Source organism: Serratia marcescens (assembly GCF_029846115.1).
In the GTDB taxonomy this organism is placed as follows: domain Bacteria; phylum Pseudomonadota; class Gammaproteobacteria; order Enterobacterales; family Enterobacteriaceae; genus Serratia; species Serratia marcescens_L.
Window position 1 is genome coordinate 3,520,427 of sequence record NZ_JARVZZ010000001.1, and the last position, 19,684, is coordinate 3,540,110.

The 19,684-nt window shown below is 62.5% G+C and carries 18 protein-coding genes; 10 read left to right on the forward strand and 8 right to left on the reverse strand.

The annotated features are described in order from the left end of the window. Positions 1-405: 405 nt before the first annotated feature. The 5 genes from QDT79_RS16620 to QDT79_RS16640 all read left to right on the forward strand — a co-directional run bounded on the left by QDT79_RS16620 (position 406) and on the right by QDT79_RS16640 (position 5,685). The gene (locus QDT79_RS16620) at positions 406-981 is read left to right on the forward strand and encodes a hypothetical protein (RefSeq protein ID WP_308316784.1); all 576 of its coding nucleotides are present in this window, start codon (positions 406-408) and stop codon (positions 979-981) included. 275 nt (positions 982-1,256) lie between these two features. Beyond that, positions 1,257-2,273, forward strand: coding sequence for an iron ABC transporter substrate-binding protein (locus QDT79_RS16625; RefSeq protein ID WP_308316785.1), 1,017 nt, complete (start codon positions 1,257-1,259; stop codon positions 2,271-2,273). A 32-nt stretch (positions 2,274-2,305) separates the two neighbouring features. Beyond that, a complete protein-coding gene (locus QDT79_RS16630) occupies positions 2,306-3,889 on the forward strand; it encodes an ABC transporter permease (protein WP_107226242.1) in 1,584 nt (527 codons plus the stop codon). Further along, positions 3,886-4,923, forward strand: a complete 1,038-nt coding sequence (locus QDT79_RS16635) for an ABC transporter ATP-binding protein (protein ID WP_308316786.1) — start codon at positions 3,886-3,888, stop codon at positions 4,921-4,923. Before QDT79_RS16630 ends, QDT79_RS16635 begins: the two co-directional genes overlap by 4 nt. Positions 4,924-5,139: 216 nt before the next feature. Then, complete coding sequence (locus QDT79_RS16640) at positions 5,140-5,685, forward strand: cysteine hydrolase family protein (protein WP_308316787.1); 546 nt, start codon at positions 5,140-5,142, stop codon at positions 5,683-5,685. Between the two features lie 50 nt (positions 5,686-5,735). Here the strand turns inward: QDT79_RS16640 and QDT79_RS16645 are convergent, their stop codons facing one another. Then, positions 5,736-7,232, reverse strand: a complete 1,497-nt coding sequence (locus QDT79_RS16645) for an alpha/beta hydrolase (protein ID WP_308316788.1) — start codon at positions 7,230-7,232, stop codon at positions 5,736-5,738. Positions 7,233-7,453: 221 nt separating this feature from the next. Here QDT79_RS16645 and QDT79_RS16650 point away from each other — a divergent pair, with 221 nt between their 5' ends. Together QDT79_RS16650 and fusA are read left to right on the forward strand one after the other, a co-directional pair. Further along, positions 7,454-7,702, forward strand: coding sequence for a glycine zipper domain-containing protein (locus tag QDT79_RS16650; RefSeq protein WP_107226246.1), 249 nt, complete (start codon positions 7,454-7,456; stop codon positions 7,700-7,702). 238 nt (positions 7,703-7,940) lie between these two features. After that, positions 7,941-10,046: an elongation factor G gene (fusA, locus tag QDT79_RS16655; RefSeq protein WP_063989951.1), complete on the forward strand. Its 2,106-nt coding sequence runs from the start codon at positions 7,941-7,943 to the stop codon at positions 10,044-10,046. Positions 10,047-10,073: 27 nt separating this feature from the next. On the opposite strand, the gene QDT79_RS16660 is transcribed toward fusA, so the two are convergent. Beyond that, positions 10,074-11,042 (reverse strand): DMT family transporter, encoded by a 969-nt coding sequence (locus tag QDT79_RS16660; protein WP_197815939.1) that lies wholly within the window; start codon positions 11,040-11,042, stop codon positions 10,074-10,076. Positions 11,043-11,140: 98 nt separating this feature from the next. Continuing rightward, on the reverse strand, positions 11,141-11,968 hold the full coding sequence (locus QDT79_RS16665) for an AraC family transcriptional regulator (protein ID WP_308316790.1): 828 nt from the start codon (positions 11,966-11,968) through the stop codon (positions 11,141-11,143). Positions 11,969-12,164: 196 nt separating this feature from the next. Between QDT79_RS16665 and QDT79_RS16670 the strand changes: the two genes are divergently transcribed. Then, a complete protein-coding gene (locus QDT79_RS16670) occupies positions 12,165-13,598 on the forward strand; it encodes an NAD-dependent succinate-semialdehyde dehydrogenase (RefSeq protein ID WP_063989954.1) in 1,434 nt (477 codons plus the stop codon). A 48-nt stretch (positions 13,599-13,646) separates the two neighbouring features. Here QDT79_RS16670 and QDT79_RS16675 read toward each other — a convergent pair whose 3' ends face one another. The 3 genes from QDT79_RS16675 to QDT79_RS16685 are packed head-to-tail and all read right to left on the reverse strand — an operon-like array spanning position 13,647 to position 16,513. After that, positions 13,647-14,549: an alpha/beta hydrolase gene (locus tag QDT79_RS16675; RefSeq protein WP_033653098.1), complete on the reverse strand. Its 903-nt coding sequence runs from the start codon at positions 14,547-14,549 to the stop codon at positions 13,647-13,649. Beyond that, a complete protein-coding gene (locus QDT79_RS16680; RefSeq protein ID WP_107226247.1) occupies positions 14,536-15,432 on the reverse strand; it encodes an alpha/beta fold hydrolase in 897 nt (298 codons plus the stop codon). The genes QDT79_RS16675 and QDT79_RS16680 overlap by 14 nt, the downstream gene beginning before the upstream one ends. A 25-nt stretch (positions 15,433-15,457) precedes the next feature. Next, a complete protein-coding gene (locus QDT79_RS16685; RefSeq protein ID WP_063989956.1) occupies positions 15,458-16,513 on the reverse strand; it encodes a sugar phosphate isomerase/epimerase family protein in 1,056 nt (351 codons plus the stop codon). Between the two features lie 140 nt (positions 16,514-16,653). Between QDT79_RS16685 and QDT79_RS16690 the strand changes: the two genes are divergently transcribed. Beyond that, entirely contained in the window at positions 16,654-17,244 is a 591-nt protein-coding gene (locus QDT79_RS16690; RefSeq protein ID WP_308316791.1) for a TetR/AcrR family transcriptional regulator, read from the forward strand. Here QDT79_RS16690 and QDT79_RS16695 read toward each other — a convergent pair. Continuing rightward, a complete protein-coding gene (locus QDT79_RS16695; RefSeq protein WP_308316792.1) occupies positions 17,241-17,543 on the reverse strand; it encodes a cupin domain-containing protein in 303 nt (100 codons plus the stop codon). The genes QDT79_RS16690 and QDT79_RS16695 overlap by 4 nt on opposite strands. A gap of 78 nt (positions 17,544-17,621) precedes the next feature. After that, positions 17,622-18,554 (reverse strand): LysR substrate-binding domain-containing protein, encoded by a 933-nt coding sequence (locus tag QDT79_RS16700; protein WP_063989959.1) that lies wholly within the window; start codon positions 18,552-18,554, stop codon positions 17,622-17,624. Positions 18,555-18,723: 169 nt separating this feature from the next. Here QDT79_RS16700 and QDT79_RS16705 point away from each other — a divergent pair, with 169 nt between their 5' ends. Beyond that, positions 18,724-19,674, forward strand: coding sequence for a branched-chain amino acid ABC transporter permease (locus tag QDT79_RS16705; protein WP_063989960.1), 951 nt, complete (start codon positions 18,724-18,726; stop codon positions 19,672-19,674). Positions 19,675-19,684 lie beyond the last annotated feature (10 nt).

Below are 19,684 nucleotides of genomic sequence, written 5' to 3' on the forward strand. Positions count from 1 at the left end.
CAATTAACTCATATTAATTAATTGGTTGCAGAAAAAGATTAACAGTAAAATAATGGACAAGGTAAATCAGTAGCATTTCAATTTAAAAATAACATTAAAAACCTCACTTGATATCTCCATGACACCTAACTACCTTTAAATGGCTTCGAGATATACATGAAGCTACTGCCGGTTGTAAAATCAATAACTGGCGAATGATTGAATCAAAAATAATTACCGAAAGAGCAAACCGGAAATATAAACGCTTGCCGTGAGGATAAGATGCAACGGTCTGCTTGCCATACCGTTTTTCTTTCGAGGGCAATGACTATTTCCATTCAGATGCAATTACCTGTCTGGTGGCTAACCGGATTCAGCGTGATATGCACTTCAGACTGACTCAGCAAAAATCACAGGAGTTTACCTATGCCTTCATTGCAAGATATTACGCCTGAACAGGCTAACACATTGAATAAACAATCACGTGACGCCTATAGCGCGGAAGTGCAGAGCCGACAGGCGCTGCTCAACCAACATCCGCAATTGAAACCGGCGTTCAACCAGCAAGTGCATCCGCAATCCTTGTGTGGATGCGGGTGCCAACAAAATATCTGCGGCTACTTCAGCTTCCAGGGCTGTGGATGCGGCTGTGGCTGCGCGCCACATGCGGAGACCGTGCAAATTTCCGCACAGCTCGCCAATATTGGTCCCAATGCCCCATCAAGCGGTACATCGGTGCGTTTTATCGGCCAGGCCACCGGCACTGGCTCAGGCGGTAACATCAACATCCCGACGATCTATCTACAAGGCACCGTGCCCGATGCCGAAAATCTGATCGGCGTGCCGTTAACCCTGCAATTGGCCATCAACCCCGGTTCGATCGTCCTGACGCTGCTGGAGAATGGTCGGGTGCTGGCCTCTTTGGTTCATCCGCCGCAGTACGCGGGCAGCATCAACGGGCAATTCTTCGGCGTCGGCAACGGTGAGTTCGTGCCGGCGTGACAAGAAGCAAGCCTGACGGGCGGCCGCCTGCGATGGCAGGTTGGCCGCTCACTGTGAGATAACACGTCCCAATTCTATTCAGGCAATCAATACAGATTATTCCAGCCGAAACTTAACTTATCCTTAGGGCAATTCACTTTGTGAGCGATCGTCAAAAATAATTTAATACGAATCGTTTTCACTATCATTATTGATGTTCTTGGCTAAAATCGGCCTGCTTGCGCTTGCCAGGCGATATTCGTTTTCCTCATTCGAACGCTAAAAAGGATAACTGCATGAAGCTGCGTATTTCATCTCTCGGCCCCGTCGCCCTGCTCGCCTTCTCGATGATGCTGGCCTTCGGCGCTCAGGCGGCCTCCGCCGACCAGGGCATCGTCATTTACAACGCCCAACATGAAAACCTGGTGAAATCCTGGGTCGATGGGTTTACCAAAGATACCGGCATCAAGGTCACGCTGCGCAACGGCGGCGACAGCGAATTGGGTAATCAGCTGGTGCAGGAAGGCAGCGCTTCGCCTGCCGACGTGTTCCTGACGGAAAACTCCCCGGCGATGGTGTTGGTGGATAACGCCAAGCTGTTCGCCCCGTTGGATGCCGCGACGCTAGCCCAGGTGGAACCGCAGTATCGCCCTAGCCACGGCCGCTGGACCGGCATCGCCGCCCGCTCTACCGTGTTCGTCTACAACCCGGCCAAACTGACCGACGCGCAGCTGCCGAAGTCGCTGCTGGATCTGGCCAAGCCGGAATGGAAAGGCCGCTGGGCCGCCTCGCCGTCGGGCGCGGATTTCCAGGCTATCGTCAGCGCGCTGCTGGCGTTGAAAGGCGAGAAAGCGACGCTGGAATGGCTGAAAGCGATGAAAACCAACTTCACCGCCTATAAGGGCAACAGCACGGTGATGAAAGCGGTCAATGCCGGCCAGGTCGACAGCGGCGTGATCTATCACTACTACCCGTTCGTGGACGGCGCTAAAACCGGCGAAAACAGCAACAACATCAAGCTGTATTACTTCAAACATCAGGATCCGGGCGCGTTCGTCAGCATCTCCGGCGGCGGCGTGCTGGCTTCCAGCAAGCATCAGCAGCAGGCGCAGGCGTTCATCAAGTGGATCACCGGCAAACAGGGCCAGGAGATCCTGCGCACCAACAATGCCTTCGAATACGCCGTCGGCGTCGGCGCGGCCTCCAACCCGAAACTGGTGCCGCTGAAAGATCTGGACGCGCCGAAGGTAGACGCCGCGCAGCTGAACAGTAAAAAGGTGGTCGAACTGATGACCGAAGCCGGCCTGCTGTAAGGCCCGCGGCAAACCGAGAGTTGTTGATCGTTATGTCAAACCTGAGTACCCACGCCGCGCAGACCGCGCGGCGTTATTCTGTTCTTCCCCGTCACCCGCGGCCGGGGGCGATCGTGGTGGCCAGCGCCGTGCTGCTGTCGCTGCTGGCGCTGTTACCGCTGGGATTCGTTATCGGCGTGGCGTTTGAAACCGGCTGGCAAACGGTCAACGCTCTGGTTTTCCGCCCGCGCGTGGCGGAACTGCTGTTGAACACCCTGCTGTTGGTGGTGCTGACGCTGCCGATCTGCGCCGTGCTGGGCGTGGCCCTGGCCTGGTTGACCGAACGCACCACGCTGCCGGGCCGCCGTCTCTGGGCGGTATTGGCCACCGCGCCGCTGGCGGTGCCGGCCTTTGTGCAAAGCTATGCCTGGATCAGCCTGGTGCCGTCGATGCACGGCCTGAGCGCCGGCGTCTTCATCTCGGTGCTCGCCTATTTCCCGTTCATTTACCTGCCGGCCGCCGCCGTGCTGCGCCGTCTGGATCCCGGCATCGAAGACGTCGCTACTTCGCTCGGTTCCCGGCCACCGGCGGTGTTTTTCCGCGTGGTGCTGCCGCAGCTGAAGCTGGCGGTCTGGGGCGGTTCCCTGCTGATCGCATTGCACCTGCTGGCGGAGTATGGCCTGTACGCCATGATCCGTTTCGATACCTTCACCACCGCGATCTTCGATCAGTTCCAGTCGACCTTCAACGGCCCGGCGGCCAACATGCTGGCCGGCGTATTGGTGCTGTGCTGCCTCGGGTTACTGCTGCTTGAGGCTCTCAGCCGCGGCCGCGCGCGCTATGCCCGCGTCGGTTCCGGCAGCGCCCGCAGCCAAACGCCGCGTCACCTTTCACTACCGCTCGCCGCGCTGGCGCTGCTGCTGCCGATTTCGCTGACCGCGCTGGCGCTGGGCGTGCCTTTCATCACCCTGGCCCGCTGGCTGTGGCTGGGGGGATTGGAGGCGTGGCGCAACGCCGAACTGTGGCCTGCGCTGTGGCAAACGCTGTCGCTGTCCGCCGCCGGCGCGCTGCTGATCACGCTGTGCGCCATTCCGATGGCCTGGCTGTCGGTGCGCTATCCGGCCCGGCTGTACCGCGTGCTGGAGGGCTGTAACTACGTGACCAGCTCGCTGCCCGGCATCGTGGTGGCACTGGCGCTGGTAACCATCACCATTCACAGCTTCCGGCCGATTTACCAAACCGAAATCACCCTGCTGCTGGCGTATCTGCTGATGTTTATGCCGCGGGCGCTGATCAATCTGCGCGCCGGCATCGCGCAGGCGCCGGTGGAATTGGAAAACGTGGCGCGCAGCCTCGGCAAATCGCCGGCGCAGGCGCTGTGGAGCACCACCTTGCGGCTGGCGGCGCCGGGTGCCGCGGCGGGCGCCGCGCTGGTGTTCCTGGCGATCGCCAATGAGCTGACCGCCACGCTGTTGCTGGCGCCGAACGGCACCCGCACGCTGGCCACCGGATTTTGGGCGTTGACCAGCGAGATAGACTACGTCGCCGCCGCGCCTTATGCGCTGATTATGGTGGCGCTGTCATTGCCGCTCACCTGGCTTCTTTATTCTCAATCTAAACGCACGGCGGGACTATGAGCACGCTCGAACTGCACGGTATCGAAAAATCTTATAACGCCATAAGGGTGCTGGAACACATCGACCTGCAGGTTGCCGCCGGCAGCCGCACGGCGATCGTCGGCCCTTCCGGCTCCGGCAAAACCACCCTGCTGCGCATCATCGCCGGCTTTGAAATCCCCGACGGCGGCCAGATCCTGCTGCAGGGGCAAGCCATGGGTAACAGTGGCGGCTGGGTGCCGGCGCATCTGCGCGGCATCGGCTTCGTCCCGCAGGATGGCGCGCTGTTCCCGCACTTTACCGTCGCCGGCAACATCGGTTTTGGCCTTACAGGCAGCAAGCGTGAGAAACAGCGGCGCATCGAGGTGCTGATGGAGATGGTGGCGCTGGATCGCCGTCTGGCCGCGCTGTGGCCGCACGAGCTGTCAGGCGGGCAGCAACAGCGGGTGGCGCTGGCGCGCGCCCTGTCGCAGCAACCCCGGTTGATGCTGCTGGACGAACCCTTCTCGGCGCTGGATACCGGCCTGCGCGCCGCCACCCGCAAAGCGGTCGCCGAACTGTTGACGGAGGCCAAGGTGGCGTCGATTCTGGTCACCCACGATCAGAGCGAAGCGCTGTCGTTCGCCGATCAGGTGGCGGTGATGCGCAGCGGCCGGCTGGCGCAAGTGGGCGCGCCGCAAGATCTCTATCTGCGGCCGGTCGATGAGCCGACCGCCAGCTTCCTTGGCGAAACGCTGGTGTTGACCGCCGAACTGGCGCACGGCTGGGCCGACTGCGCATTGGGGCGCATCGCCGTCGACGATCGGCAACGCAGCGGCCCGGCGCGTATTATGCTGCGCCCGGAGCAGATTCAAATTGGTTTGTCCGATCCGGCGCAGCGCGGCCAGGCGGTGATCACCAGCATCGATTTCGCCGGCTTCGTCTCTACGCTCAACCTGCAAATGGCCGCCGGCGGCGCGCAAATCGAGATCAAAACCGTCAGCCGCGAAGGCCTGCAGCCCGGCGCTCAGGTCAATCTCAACGTGATGGGCCAGGCGCATATTTTCGCCGGCTGACATTGGGGGGGAGCCTCTTGACGTCCCCCTCACCACCGCGCATTATCAACGCGATGAAACACTTCGTGCACGTCCTCGCTACCACCACCGCAACCGCCACACAATGGCGGGCTGCACGGGTGCGCATCAGCTAACGATGTATCCCTAAGCCCCGCCAGCCATGGACGGGGTTTTGTTTCTCCGTACTTGCCGGCAATTTCATGACGGAGAATCCCAATGACAACCCTCCCCGCCCCGCGCAGCGCCCTGCTGCTTATCGACATGCAGGTCGGCCTGTTTGCCTCGCCGAACGATCCGCCGTTCGCCGCCGAAACACTTCTGGCGAAGACCAATGCGTTAATACGCACCGCGCGCTTGGCAAATGCAACCGTGGTGTTTATCCGCCATACGGGGCCGGCAGGTTCCCCCATCGCCGCAAACAGCCCGCTATGGCAGGTTCACCCCAGCCTGGAAACCGCCGCGGGTGCCGACTGGTTCATCGATAAAACCCACCCCAGCTGTTTTTACCAGACTGGCCTGGCGGAACGGCTAAAGCACGCCGGCATCGGCCGGCTGGTGATTTCGGGAATGAAAACGCAATACTGCGTGGACACCGCGTGTCGTCGCGGCGCGGAATTGGGATTTGACATAGTGCTGGCCGCCGACGCTCATAGCTGTTCGGACACGGAGGCGCTCAGCGCCGAAGCCATTATCCGCCACCATAACCAGACCCTGTCGGGCCCATTCGTGACGCTGGCGTTGGCGGAAGAGGTGAAATTCTAAAACACGGGGCGACTTACTTACCGGTCAGGCCGGGCGGAAGCCCGGCCTCCTCAACGGCAAATCCTGTCGTGGCGCGGCTTTTTCGGCGCCAGCAGATAATCCACCACGCTTTCGTCAACGCAGCTGTCGATGCCGTTCAGCGCCAGCGTATGCCCGTCGCGTTCGCGGGTGATCAGCGGGCTTTTAAAGGCGGCGGCCATCACCTGCGCGTTGCGGTACGGCGTGGTCGGATCGTAGCGCTGCGCGACGAACAGCAGCGGCGGCAACGCGGCGGACGCCACCGGCGTGTGCGGCCGATCTTTGCCGCGGTACGGCCACAGATCGCACATTTCCAGCGGGTATTCGTGCAGCGGCAGATAGTGGGCATACAAAGCGGCGGTATTGATCTCCTGCCGCTGCCGGCGCAACAGCTGCGGATCGGCCGTCGGGTTGGCGACGTCGGCGCAGGTGATGACGTTCAGGGCGTCATCGGCATCCGGCGAATAGCTTTCGTCGATCAGATCGGAAACCTGTTGCCCGGCGATGCCGGCATCGAGCTGGCGCAGCACGGTCGCCAGCTCATGCCAGCGCTCCGGCCACAGCAGCAGCGAACGCGTGACCGTCAGCACGTCGTCGGCGGAGATCTCATAGCCCGCCGCGGTAACGAACGGCTGCTCATGCAGCTTGCGCAGCAAAGCGTGATAGCGCTGCAGCGCCTGATTGGCGCCGCCGCCCAGCTGGCAGCTGTCGGTTTTGCCGCAGTAGGCAGCGAAGCGCAGGAAGCTTTGCTGAAAGCCTCGCTCCTGATTCATGCGCTGGGTGAAATCGTCCTCTGCCAGATCCACCACCCCGTCGAGCACCAGCGCGCGCGTCTTCTTCGGAAAACGCTCGGCATACAGCGCCGCCACCTTGGTGCCGTAAGAGTACGCCACCGCCGTCAGCCCCGGTTCGCCCAGCGCGTGGCGGATCGCGTTCAGATCGTTGACCGCTTCGTCGGTGCCGATATGTTGCAGCACGTCCGCGCCGGTCTGTTTGATGCAGGCGGCAATCAGGGTGCGCGTCTGATTCTCCGCGCCGGCCACGTCGTTATCGTCCGGCGTCGGGGTTTCGTCGCCTTCGGCCAGCTGACAAGAAATTTTCGGCGTCGACTGACCGACGCCGCGCGGATCGTAACCGATGATGTCGTAGGATTTTCGCAGTCTGGCGACGTGGGCGTCGTTGCCCAAATAAGGATTGATGCCCGGCAGGCCCGGCCCGCCGCTGATCATCACCACGCTGCCCTTTTTCGGCCCGGTGGCGGGCAGCAGGGTCAGTGCCAAACGCACGGTCTGTTCGCCCGCCTGCGCCGCATGAGCGGGCGGCGTGGCGTAGGCCAGCGGCGCCTCAAGGTAACCGCAGCGCAGCCCCGCCGGCGGCGGCTCATCGAACCAGCGCTGAAAACCGCTGTTGAGACAAGATTGCCAACGAATGCCGTTCTCGGCCACCGCGCCGTGGAGCACAGGCTTGGCCTGGGCGGGCAACGCGGCGACGGTTGCGGCGAGCAGCGCCAGAATACGCAGTACTGACATGGGGAGTCCTTTCAACTCAACGAATCGGTCAAAGGTTAACGATACCCGGTTAAACCGCTAGCCAATAGAACACAAAAAGCCGCGCGGGTGAAGCCGTCACCGTGCACCCGGCAAGACGTTTCTCTGCTCGGATTGCTCTTATAACGCACAGAATGCTGCAAAAATTACCGTTCACCTGCTAGGCTTAGGGTTCGTTAACCCACAAGGAACAGGAGAGCAGCATGTTTGGTAAAGCGGAAGACAAAACCAATGAAGCCGCAGGCGCGGTAGAAGAAGCGTTCGGCAAAGCCGTCGATTCGCCTGAGCATCAGGTGCGCGGCGCGGCGCGCAAATACGCCTCCCAGGCCAGCTATGCCGCCCGAGACGCAGCGGACAGCGTAAGAACCCAGGTGGAAGCCAACCCGCTGGCCGGCGTGGCCGTTGCGGCAGCGGTCGGCATCGTTTTCGGCTTCTTGCTGGGACGCAAATAAGCGGCGAAGGCGCCGCTCGACAATAGGCCCGTTACGGGCCTTTTTTTTCACCCTTTTCTCCCCTGCGCGCAAACTTTCATCTATCACAGCCATCGCTTATAAAAACCAACGCCTTCAACTACGATTAGTTTGTGACCAGAGCGAGGCTCTGCGATCCGGCAGATAACCCTATGAGGATTATCACCATTATCCATGCTGTTTAAGCCGCTCTCCTTCACGCGGCTAAGAAAGGTTGATTATGGCTCGCACCACCCCTATCGAACGTTACCGCAATATCGGCATCTCCGCGCATATCGATGCCGGCAAGACCACCACCACCGAGCGGATTCTGTTTTACACCGGGGTCAGCCACAAGCTGGGCGAAGTGCATGACGGCGCGGCGACCATGGACTGGATGGCGCAGGAACAGGAGCGCGGCATCACCATCACCTCGGCGGCCACCACCTGCTTTTGGAACGGCATGCAGCATAATTATCCGCAGCACCGCATCAATATCATCGACACCCCCGGGCACGTCGATTTCACCATTGAAGTGGAGCGTTCGATGCGCGTGCTGGACGGCGCCGTGATGGTCTATGACTCGGTGGGCGGCGTGCAGCCGCAGTCGGAAACCGTCTGGCGCCAGGCCAATAAATACAAGGTGCCGCGGCTGGCATTCGTCAACAAGATGGACCGCATCGGCGCGGACTTTTTCCGCGTGCGCAAAATGATGATCGAGCGCCTAAAAGCCAATCCGGTGCCGATCGTTATTCCGATCGGTGCCGAAGATCACTTCAGCGGCGTGGTGGACCTGGTGCGGATGAAGGCCATCCTGTGGGACGAGGCCTCGCAGGGCATGAGCTTCAGCTTCGAAGAGATCCCGGCCGAGCTGCGCGATTCGGCGCAGGAGTGGCGCGAAAACATGATTGAGGCCGCCGCCGAAGCCTCGGAAGAGCTGATGGAGAAATACCTCAACCAGGTGCCGCTGAGCGAAGAGGAGATCGTCCACGGGCTGCGGGTGCGCACCGTCGCCGGCGAAATCCAGCCGATGCTGTGCGGCTCGGCGTTCCGCAACAAAGGAGTGCAGCGCATGCTGGATGCGGTGATCGAACTGATGCCCTCGCCGCTCGACGTGCCGCCGATGGAGGGCCACGGCGAACACGATGAAATCATCACCCGCAAAGCCGACGACAACGAAAAATTCTCGGCGCTGGCGTTCAAGCTGATGACCGACCCCTTCGTCGGCCAGCTGACCTTCGTGCGCGTCTACTCCGGGGTGCTGGCCAAAGGCAGCAGCGTTTACAACCCGATCAAGGGCAAAAAGGAGCGCATCGGCCGCATCGTGCAGATGCACGCCAACGATCGTAAGGACATCGACGAGCTGCACGCCGGCGACATCGCCGCCTGCGTCGGCCTGAAGGACGTCACCACGGGCGATACGCTGTGCGACCCCGGCGCCATCATCACGCTGGAACGCATGACCTTCCCCGAGCCGGTGATCGCCCAGGCGATCGAGCCGAAGACCAAGGGCGACCAGGAGAAAATGGGCATCGCGCTGCAGCGCCTCTCTTCGGAAGATCCGTCGTTCCGGGTACGCACCGATGAAGAATCCGGCCAGACCATCATCTACGGCATGGGCGAGCTGCACCTGGAGATCATCGTCGATCGCATGCGCCGCGAGTTCGGTGTGGAGACCACCACCGGCAAGCCGCAGGTGTCGTACCGCGAAACCATCCGCAAGCGGGTGGCCGACGTGGAAGGCAAATTCGTGCGCCAGTCCGGCGGTAAAGGGCAATACGGCCACGTGGTGCTGACCGTCGAACCGAACGAACCCGGCAAAGGCTTCGAGTTCTTCGATGAGATCAAGGGCGGCGTCATTCCGGGCGAGTTTATCCCGGCGGTGAAAAAAGGCGTGCTCGAGGCGCTGAACAACGGCGTACTGGCCGGTTATCAGGTGGTAGACGTCAAGGTGCACCTGACCTTCGGTTCTTACCATGATGTCGACTCGTCGGAACAGGCGTTCCGCATGGCGGCGATCTTCGGCTTCAAGGAAGCCTGCCGCCTGGCGGATCCGGTGATCCTTGAGCCGATCATGTCGGTGGAGGTGGAAACACCGGAGGATTACGCCGGCAACGTGATGGGCGACCTCTCCTCACGCCGCGGTCTGGTGCAGGGTATGGAAGAGATACCGGGCGGCGGCGGCAAGGAAATTCGCGCCAAGGTGCCGCTGTCCGAGATGTTCGGCTACTCGACGACCCTGCGCTCGATGTCGCAGGGCCGCGCCACCTATACCATGGAATTCAGCCACTACGCCGAAGCGCCACGCAACGTGGCCGAAGAGATCATTCACCACAGCAAGCGTTAACCCTCGCGCCCGCCTTCGCGGCGGGCGTCACCCCGGCTTGTCCTCCAACGCCACCACCACCGGCTGCGGCTTGATGCGCATGGCGTACACCACGCCGGCGATCAGGCAGACGATGCCGGCCAGCGTCAGCAGCGGCGGCCAGGCCTGGCGCAGCAGAAAGGTATAGGCCAACCCCGCCAGAATTTCGAACACGATGAGCGGCCCCACCAACACCGTCGGCAGGCGCTGGCTGGCTTCGTTCCAACACAGTGCCCCCAGCCAGGAGCAGAACACGCCGATGATCAGCATCAGCGGGATAAATACCTCAGGGCGCGGGCCGAACGGCAAGGCGAACGCCGGTTCGCTCAGCGCCAATTGGCCGCAGACCGCCAGATAGCCCAGCAGCGCCAGCGGCAGCGTCACCAGCCCCTGCGCCGTGGCCCAGGTGGCCGGCCGCTGCGTCGGGTTCTCCCGCAGCCAGCGCGAGTTGCGTAGCGGGAACCAGGTCCAGCACACCACCGCCAACAATGCCAACCCGAGGCCACTGAGATAGCGCCAGCCATCGACCGGCAGCGCATTGCCGCGCAGCTCGGCGACGTTCACGCACGCTAACCCGCAGACGATCAGCAACAGCGCCGGCGCCAGCTTGCCCCAGGCCAGCCGCCCGTCGTGCCGACCGTAAAACAGATTGGCGCAGAGGGCGATCACCACCGGCAAGGTGCCGATGATCATGGTCGATACCGGTGCGCCGGTACGCTGAATGGCGCTGGCCAGGCACAGGTAGTACAGCAGGTTACCGATGGCCGTCAGCTTGAGCGCCTCCAGCCAATCCTGGCGCCGCAGCTTGTGCAGGCGGCGGCGATCGAGCCAGGCCAGCGGCAAGGTGATCAGCCCGAAGGCCAGATAGCGCCCGGTGGACTGCAGTGCGGCGGGATAATCCGGCACCAGCAGCGGGCCGACGAAGATCAATCCCCACATCAGCCCGGCGGCCAGGGCAAACACAACGCCAATGAACATAACGACTCCGACAAACGGCCGGTGCGGCCAACCCGCCCGACGAGACAGCGGCAGAGTAGCGAAAACGCGGGAAGGAATTATTGTAGCAGGTTGCTGTTTTAGCCCAATTTCACCTGTTTCTGGAAACGCACTGGCGTGACGCCGTAACGGTTGGCGAAAGCGCGCGTCAGGTGCGCCTGATCGGTCAACCCCGCCGCCGCCGCCACCTGTGCGGCGGGCATGCCGCGCTCCAGCATGCGTTTGGCCTGTGACAGCCGGATCGCCATCAGCATCTGCTGCGGCGAGACGTGGTATTCGGCCTTGAACTTGCGCAGGAAATGGTATGGGCTGAGCGACACCAGCTCGGCCAGCTGATTGAGGGTCACCGCCTCGGCGAAGTTGTCGTGCAGGTAGCATTTCACCACCTCAAAACGGTGCACCGCCTCGGCTTTTTCCCGCTGCCCGGTGCGGATGTGCGGGTGCAACAGCTCGACCGCCTCCAACAGCAGGCCGTCGAGCGTGAGCGAATCGTCGGTTTGCCACAGCGTGGCGAGAATGGCGGACAGGCGCTGCGCCGCCCGCGGATCGTGGCGCACCGCATCGGTGAACCACTGGCTCCGATCGCCGGACAGCTGCTCCAGCGCCTCGGGCGCCAGATAGAGCATGCGGTAACACCAGCCGCCCGGCGTTTCGGCTTCGCCGGTATGCAGCTCGTCGGGGTTCATCAGCACCAGCGCGCCCGGCGCCGCCAGGTGCTGCGCGCCGCGATAGCGGAAACGCTCCGCCCCGGTGTCTACGGTGCCGATGGCGAAGGCGTCGTGGGTATGCGGCTCGAAGGCATAGCGTTCGATATGCGCCTGATAAAGTTCGACGCCCGGCAGATGCGACAAATGCCGGAACTGCGCGCAATCCTTCTCGAACGGAAACTGTTGTGGTACCCCTTGCACCCGACCTCCTCGTCCGTGCTGACAATCTGCTCAGCATAGCCAAAACATCGCCGGTTGAGTAGCCGCCCTGGCGCTTTCGTGCCCCTCGCCTGGACGATCGCCGCCATTCGGCGTAGGGTTAAGGTCCCTGTCCCTTTCAGGCGAGCCGCATCGCGAAGCTCATCGGCCCCTGACACTCCGCAAACAAGAGGCAACAATGTATCCGGATACTCAACTGTATATCGATGGACAATGGCGCAACGCACTGGCCGGGAAAACCTTGCCGGTCACCAACCCCGCCACCGACGAAGTAATCGGTCAGGTGGCGCACGCCGCCGCAGAGGATCTCGATCTGGCGCTGGCCGCCACCGAGCGCGGATTTAGCGTCTGGCGCGACACCGCTGCGCACCAGCGCGCCAACCTGATGCGCAAAGCGGCGGCGCTGCTGCGCGAACGCGCCAACGCCATCGCCGCCGTCATGACGCAGGAACAGGGCAAACCGGTGGCACAGGCCAAAGTCGAAATTCTCAACGCCGCCGACGTCATCGACTGGTTCGCCGGCGAAGCCACCCGCACCTACGGGCAGATCATTCCGTCCCGCGCCCGCGACGTGCAGCAGCAAACCCTCAAACTGCCGGTCGGCCCGGTGGCCGCCTTCACACCGTGGAACTTCCCGATCAACCAGATCGTGCGCAAGCTGTCCGCCGCGCTGGCCGCGGGGTGTTCCATCATCGTCAAAGGCCCGGAAGAAACGCCGGCCTCGCCGGCTGAGCTGATCAAAGCCTTCGCCGACGCTGGGATCCCGGCCGGGGTGATCGCGCTGGTGTACGGCACCCCGGCGGAAATCTCGGAATACCTGATCCCACATCCGACCATTCGCAAGATCTCCTTCACCGGCTCTACCCGCGTGGGCAAGCATCTGGCGGCGCTAGCCGGCCAGCATATGAAAAAGGCCACCATGGAGCTGGGCGGCCATGCCCCGGTGCTGATCTTCGACGACGCCGATCTCGACGCGGCGGCCAAAGAGCTGGCGCAGTCCAAGTTCCGCAACGCCGGCCAGGTCTGTATCGCCCCGACCCGCTTCCTGATCCAGCAAGGCGTTTATGAAGCCTTCGTGGAGAAATTCACCGCCGCCGTGCGTGAGCTCAAACTCGGCAACGGGCTGGAAGACGGCGTGACCATGGGGCCGATGGTGCTGGGCCGCAGCGTCGACAATATCGAGGCGCTGGTGCAGGATGCCGTCGCCCACGGGGCAAAAGCCTGCACCGGCGGCAAGCGCGTGGCGGGCAAAGGCAACTTCTTCGAGCCGACGGTGCTGCGCGACGTACCGCTGAGCGCCCGCGCCATGTCGGAAGAACCATTTGGCCCGGTCGCCCTGCTGCGCCCGTTCGCCACCTATGACGAGGCGATCGCCGAAGCCAACCGCCTGCCGTACGGGCTGGCCGCCTACGCTTACAGCCGCAACATCGCCACCGTCAATGCGCTGGGGCGCGACGTGGAGAGCGGCATGCTGAGCATCAACCACATCGGTTTCGGCCTGCCGGAAACGCCGTTTGGCGGCGTGAAAGACTCCGGTCACGGCACCGAAGGCGGCAGCGAAGCGATCGAGTCCTACCTGGAAACCCGCTTCGTCACCGTCGCCGGCCGTTAACCGCGTGTCGGATGAATGGCCAAAAGCCCCGCTGTGCGGGGCTTTTTTTTACTCGCGAGCCAGTTCGAACAGCCGCCGCGCCGCCGGGGTCAGCCCCAGCATGTGAATGCAGGCATGCACCATGCCCGGCAACCGTTCGCAGCGCACCGGCACGCCCGCCTCGCGCAGCCGCTGCGCATACTGCTCGGCCTCATCGCGCAGCGGATCATATTCGCAGCTCAGGATGGTGGCCGGCGGTAACCCGCGCAACGTGGCGGCGTGCAGCGGTTCGGCGCCGGGATCGCGCCGCTGGGCCAGATACTGCTGCCAACAAAATACCATCGCGTCGCGCGTCAGAAAGTGCCCCTCGGCAAACTCGCGATAACTGGTCGTCGCCATCTCGCGGCTGAGCGCCGGGTACAGCAGCAGCTGGCGCTCGATGTGCGGGCCGCCGCGATCCCGCGCCAGCAGCGCGACCGCCGCCGCCAGATTGCCCCCGGCGCTGTCGCCGCCCACCGCCAGGCGCTGCGCGTCGATCCCCAACTGCGGCGCCTGTTGCGCCACCCAGCAGAGCGCCTGATAGACATCTTCCAGCGGCTGCGGAAACGGGTATTCCGGCGCCAGACGGTAGTCGACCGACAGGATCACCCGGCCGGTGGCGTTGGCCAGCGCCTGACAGGGCCGATCGTACAGCGCCAGCGAACCGAGGCACCAACCGCCGCCGTGGGCGAACAGCATCGCCGGCTGCGCGGCGGCGCGGTTTTCCCCCGCTGGGAGATAGGCGCGCAGCGCGATCCGATACCCATCGGCGGCGACCACCGTAACGTCTCTGACGCCGCCGCTCGGTTCCGCCTCGCCCTGCAGCTGGCGTAAACCGGTTTCCGTGGCCGCGCGCATTTCCGCCAGCGACGCGGGAGGCGGCGCATCGGCCGATGCCGTCAAAAAAGCGGCAATGCGTTCATCGAGCGGCATGCGGCTCTCCTGCCAAGAACGGCGTAATCAGTGTGATAAACGCCTCGTGACACTCCTCGGTAATGAAATGCCCGCAGCCGGCGACCGTTTCGCCCCGCAGATCGTGCGCATTGCCCCGCAGCGTCGTCAGCGGCGCGTCGCCGGTGGCGTGCTCGGCCCCCACCGTCAACACCGGCATCGTCAGGGGCCTGGCGGCGCGCAGGCGGTTCTGCCGCACGGTCTCCGGGATCGCCCGGTAATAGTCGAACCCGGCGCGCAGGCCGCCAGGCGCTGAGTAAGCCGCGATATACACCTCCGCCGCCACCCGATCGCGCCGATAGGACCAGCGGTTGAAGATATAGCCAAGATACTCCCGCTCACGCCCCTGGGTCAGGGTCTCCGGCAAATCCGCCAGCTGATTGAACATGAAATGCCACAGGAAAATGTTCTCCTCCGGTGCGACGAAAATCGGCGGCGGCGGCGCCAGACCGGGGATCACCGCCTCCGTCAGCACCAGACGCTCCACCGCCTGCGGGAAATCGCTCGCCATGGCGTATCCGATCCACATGCCGATGTCGTGGCCAACCAGTCGGTAACGTTCATGGCCCAATTGCGCCATCATCGCGTGCAATGTCGCACCGATGCTGCCGGTGTCATAGCCGCCAGCGGGCTTGTCAGAATCGCCGATGCCCGGCGGATCGACGGCGATCGCCTGAAAACCAGCCGCCGCCAGTGCTTGCATCACATGGCGCCAGGTGTACCAGGTTTGCGGCCAACCGGGGATCAGCAGCACCGGCCGCCCTTCACCGGCCACCACGCAGTGAATGCGTCGGCCGTTGACCTGGAGATAGACGTGTTCCGCCGCGAGATCCGCCAACGGGACCTCGTTCTGTAGGTATTGCATGGGGTGACTCCCTGAAGGATTAGGCTCAGCGAATGCCGAGCAAGGCATTGATCTGTTGTGGGTTGACCGGCGCGCCGGCGAAGTCGTCGAACACTTTGTCGGTGACGCGGATAATGCGATCGCGAATGAAAGCTGCGCCTTCGCGCGCGCCGTCCTGCGGGTTTTTCAGGCAGCATTCCCACTCCAGCGCCGCCCACCCCGAATAGCCATACTGCGTCAGCCGTGAAAAGATGCCGTTGAAATCGACCTGGCCGTCACCCAGCGAGCGGAAGCGGCCGGCGCGATCGATCCAGGATTGATAGCCGCCGTAAATGCCCTGGCGACCGGTCGGATTGAACTCGGCGTCCTTGACGTGGAACATGCCGATAACCTCTTTATAGATATCGATAAACTCCAGATAGTTGAGCTGCTGCAGCACCATATGGCTCGGATCGAACAGCACCCGGCAGCGCGGATGATGGCCGACGCGCTCATGGAACATCTCGAACGTCACGCCGTCGTGCAGATCCTCGCTCGGGTGAATTTCATAACACAGGTTGATGCCCTGCTCGTCGCAGGCGTTGAGCACCGGCAGCCAGCGTTTGGCGAGCTCGTCGAACGCGGTATCGATCAGTCCTTCCGGGCGCTGCGGGAACGGGAACAGATAGGGCCAGGCCAGCGAACCGGAAAAGGTGCCCAGCTCGCTGAGCCCGAGCCGCGCCGACGCCTTCACCGCCAACAGCATTTGCTGCCGCGCCCACTCGCCGCGCGCCTGCGGATTGCCCTGCAGCGCCGGCGGCGCAAAGCTGTCAAACAGCGTATCGTAAGCCGGGTGTACCGCCATCAGCTGGCCGAAGATATGGCTGGTCAATTCGCTGACCACCAACCCCTGTTCCGCCAACATGCCGGTCAAATCATCGCAGTAGGTTTGGCTTTCCGCGGCGGTGGCCACGTCGAATAAACGCCGATCCCAGGCCGGGATCTGCAGCGCGCTAAAGCCGGTCTGCGCCGCCCACTCGGCGATGGCGGGCAGGCTGTTGAATGGCGCGTTCTCATCGCTGAACTGCGCGAGATGCAGGCTTGGACCTTTGAGGGTTTTCATCGTAAACTCCTATTGGTTGTCGATTGACAAACAATAGGAGCAAAGTGCGATGACCGCAAGCGAAATTTATAAAGACATTGGTATTCCCGCCGATTTAAGCGATCCTATGTCGCTGAATGGCCGGTAAATTGGAGCAGCGAATGGCAGGCAGACCGCGCGAGTTCGATCGCGAACAGGCGCTATTGAAGGCGCGAAACTTATTCTGGCGCCAGGGTTACGAAGGCACCTCGATGTCGGATCTGGTGGCGGAATTGGGCATTGCTTCCGCGCGCATCTACAAGGCGTTCGGTTCCAAAGAACAGCTGTTCCGCGAGGCGATAGCCAGTTATGAAACCGAGGAAGGCGGCTTCGCCGATCGCGCCTTCGCGCAGGAAAGCGGCATTCGCCCGGCGATCAAACGCCTGCTGGAAGACGCCGTGCGGCTCTACAGCCGGCCGGATCTGCCGCAGGGCTGCATGGTGGTCTCCTCCGCCGCCAGCGTCAGTGCGGAAAACGACGGGCTCAAAACCTGGCTGGCTGAGCATCGTTTGCAGCGCACCCAGCAGATCGTCGAACGGCTGCGGCAGGCGGTGCAAGCCGGCGAACTGCCGGCCGGCACCGACGCCGACAGCCTGGGGGACTTTTTCGCCGTCTTCCTGCACGGCCTGTCGATTCAGGCGCGTGACGGCGTCACTGAAGCGCGACTGTTGGCGGCGGTAAAGGTGGCGCTCACCGCCCTGGGCGACGCTTAATCTTCGGGCAGATCGAAAATCACCAGCGTGCCTTCGCTGCCCGGCAACACGCGGTGCGGTACGCCGGCCGCGGCCTGATACAGCTGGCCGGCCTGTACCACAATCGTTTCCCCCGCCACCTGCAGCCGCAGCTGCCCGCGGATCACCAGCAGCCCTTCGCTGTAATCATGCACTTCATCCGCTATGCTGCGCTCATCCATGCGCAGCACTTTGATATTGGCCGCACCGACGCGGCCCAGCACGGCAGAACGCCAGGCCTCAGGCAGTTCGGCCGCCTGCAGGTTTAAATCAAACAGCATCGTCATACCTTATCGCTACAGATGAACCGGCACTCTACTGCAAAGCCGTCAGGTGCTGAAAGACGCGTTGGTTGTAGATTATGCCCCGGCGTTCTGAGCCACCGCCTCACGCCGCAGCCATTGCCGCAGGTTTTCGCCCTCCTGCGACAATTCGCTATCCAGGCGGGCGCATAGGTAATAATCGCGGCCGTCGTCGATCGGCAGATCGAACATTTTGATTAACTCACCGCTCTCAAGGTACTGGGCGATTAACGGCTCGCGCATCAGCGCACACCCCAATCCCGCCTGCACCGCCGCCAGCGTCAGCAATCCGTCTTCGAACATCGGCCCGATGCTGCGCAGCGGGCGTTTAACGCCGGCCTGCTGAAACCATTGCATCCAGGTATTGCGCTCTTCGTCGTGCAGCAACGGCAGCGTCGTCAGCTGATCCGGCGTATCGAGCAGACCGTGCAGTTTGCTGAATGCCCGGCTGCACACCGGCACCATTTGGCCGGACATCAGCTTTTCGCTGCGATAGCCGCTCCACTGCCCAACCCCGAAGCGGATCGACAGATCGGCGGCGTCGCTCAGGTAATTGCGGTGGTTGGCGTAAACCACATTGATATCGATATCCGGATTCTCGCGCAGAAAGCCGCGCAGCCGCGGAATGAACCAACCCATGCCGAACAGCGGGATCAGGCTGATGGTGACCTGCCGCGACGCGGACTGCTCGCGCACGTGTTCGGTCGCCTGGCGCAGCACGTTAAACGCCGAGCGGATCGAGCGGTAATATTCCCGCCCCTCGCTGCGCAGCACCAGATGGCGCCCCTGCCTTTCGGTCAACGGCATCTGTAAAAATGCCTCCAGCGTTTTCAGCTGATGGCTGACCGCCGAAGGCGAAATCATCAGCTCCTTCGCCGCCGCGCTGATGCCGCCCAGGCGCGCGATGGCCTCGAACGCCCGCACGGCGCGCAGCGGCGGATCGTTCGGCAGCATCGGCAACGGCTCATCGTACTGTTCTGTTTTTTTCATATATCGATTGTTTTATAGAAAATTCGGAAGAAGGGTTTATTTAATATAAATAAAAATCAATACATTAAAATCACTCGTTTTTTGTATAAGAAAGTATTTTTCCGTATTTTACAATTTTTTTAAATTCTCTACTGTGAGCCTCCTGACTCATTATCTCCGGACTCTCCCTATGGATACGCTGGTACAGCAGACCGTCAACGGTTTGATGCTCGGCAGCATCTATGCGCTGATCGCGCTCGGCTACACCATGGTGTACGGCATCCTGCGCATCATCAACTTCGCGCACGGCGACGTGCTGATGGTCGGGGCGCTCAGCGCGCTGTCGGCGATCGGCGTGTTGCAGCATCATTTTCCCGCGCTTTCGCCCTACGCCACGCTGCTGCTGGCGGCCCTGTTCGCCATGGCCGTCTGCGCCATCACCTCGATGGCGATCGAACGTCTGGCCTATCGCCGGTTGCGCACTGCGCCGCGCCTGGCCCCGCTGATCAGCGGCATCGGCGTCTCGCTGCTGCTGCAAACCCTGGCGATGCTGATCTGGTCACGCAATCCCCTGATGTTTCCGCAGCTGTTGCCGATGACGCCCATCGCCCTGACCGCAGGCAGCGCCGAACATGCACCGGCGGTGATCACCGGCACCGCGATCGTCACGCTGACGGTGGCCGTGGCGGTCATGGCCGGCCTCTGGCTGCTGGTCGAACACAGCCGTTTCGGCCGCGCCATGCGCGCCACGGCGGAAAACCCGCAGGTCGCCGGCCTGATGGGCATCAGTCCTGACCGCATCATCGTTCTGACTTTTGCGCTCGGCGGCGCGCTGGCGGCGGTAGCCGGCATCATGATGGCCAGCAATTACGGCAACGCCGGTTTCTCGATGGGCTTTTTGCCCGGCATCAAAGCCTTTACCGCCGCCGTGCTCGGCGGCATCGGCAACCTGCGCGGCGCGATGCTCGGCGGATTGCTGCTGGGACTGTTCGAATCGCTGGGGACCGGCTATCTCGGCGAGCTGACCGGCGGCGTCTTCGGCAGCAACTACCAGGACGTATTCGCGTTTCTGGTGCTGATCGCCGTGCTGGTCTTCCGCCCCTCCGGGCTGTTGGGCGAACGCATCGCCACGCGCGCATAAGGACATCACA

Coding starts and splice junctions, on each gene's coding strand:
- QDT79_RS16625 (WP_308316785.1), top strand. CDS start 1,257: ATGAAGCTGCGTATTTCATCTCTCGGCCCCGTCGCCCTGCTCGCCTTC.
- QDT79_RS16670 (WP_063989954.1), top strand. CDS start 12,165: ATGTATCCGGATACTCAACTGTATATCGATGGACAATGGCGCAACGCA.
- QDT79_RS16680 (WP_107226247.1), bottom strand. CDS start 15,432: ATGCAATACCTACAGAACGAGGTCCCGTTGGCGGATCTCGCGGCGGAA.
- QDT79_RS16675 (WP_033653098.1), bottom strand. CDS start 14,549: ATGCCGCTCGATGAACGCATTGCCGCTTTTTTGACGGCATCGGCCGAT.
- QDT79_RS16700 (WP_063989959.1), bottom strand. CDS start 18,554: ATGAAAAAAACAGAACAGTACGATGAGCCGTTGCCGATGCTGCCGAAC.
- QDT79_RS16630 (WP_107226242.1), top strand. CDS start 2,306: ATGTCAAACCTGAGTACCCACGCCGCGCAGACCGCGCGGCGTTATTCT.
- QDT79_RS16685 (WP_063989956.1), bottom strand. CDS start 16,513: ATGAAAACCCTCAAAGGTCCAAGCCTGCATCTCGCGCAGTTCAGCGAT.
- QDT79_RS16640 (WP_308316787.1), top strand. CDS start 5,140: ATGACAACCCTCCCCGCCCCGCGCAGCGCCCTGCTGCTTATCGACATG.
- fusA (WP_063989951.1), top strand. CDS start 7,941: ATGGCTCGCACCACCCCTATCGAACGTTACCGCAATATCGGCATCTCC.
- QDT79_RS16650 (WP_107226246.1), top strand. CDS start 7,454: ATGTTTGGTAAAGCGGAAGACAAAACCAATGAAGCCGCAGGCGCGGTA.
- QDT79_RS16705 (WP_063989960.1), top strand. CDS start 18,724: ATGGATACGCTGGTACAGCAGACCGTCAACGGTTTGATGCTCGGCAGC.
- QDT79_RS16635 (WP_308316786.1), top strand. CDS start 3,886: ATGAGCACGCTCGAACTGCACGGTATCGAAAAATCTTATAACGCCATA.
- QDT79_RS16695 (WP_308316792.1), bottom strand. CDS start 17,543: ATGCTGTTTGATTTAAACCTGCAGGCGGCCGAACTGCCTGAGGCCTGG.
- QDT79_RS16645 (WP_308316788.1), bottom strand. CDS start 7,232: ATGTCAGTACTGCGTATTCTGGCGCTGCTCGCCGCAACCGTCGCCGCG.
- QDT79_RS16690 (WP_308316791.1), top strand. CDS start 16,654: ATGGCAGGCAGACCGCGCGAGTTCGATCGCGAACAGGCGCTATTGAAG.
- QDT79_RS16660 (WP_197815939.1), bottom strand. CDS start 11,042: ATGTTCATTGGCGTTGTGTTTGCCCTGGCCGCCGGGCTGATGTGGGGA.
- QDT79_RS16620 (WP_308316784.1), top strand. CDS start 406: ATGCCTTCATTGCAAGATATTACGCCTGAACAGGCTAACACATTGAAT.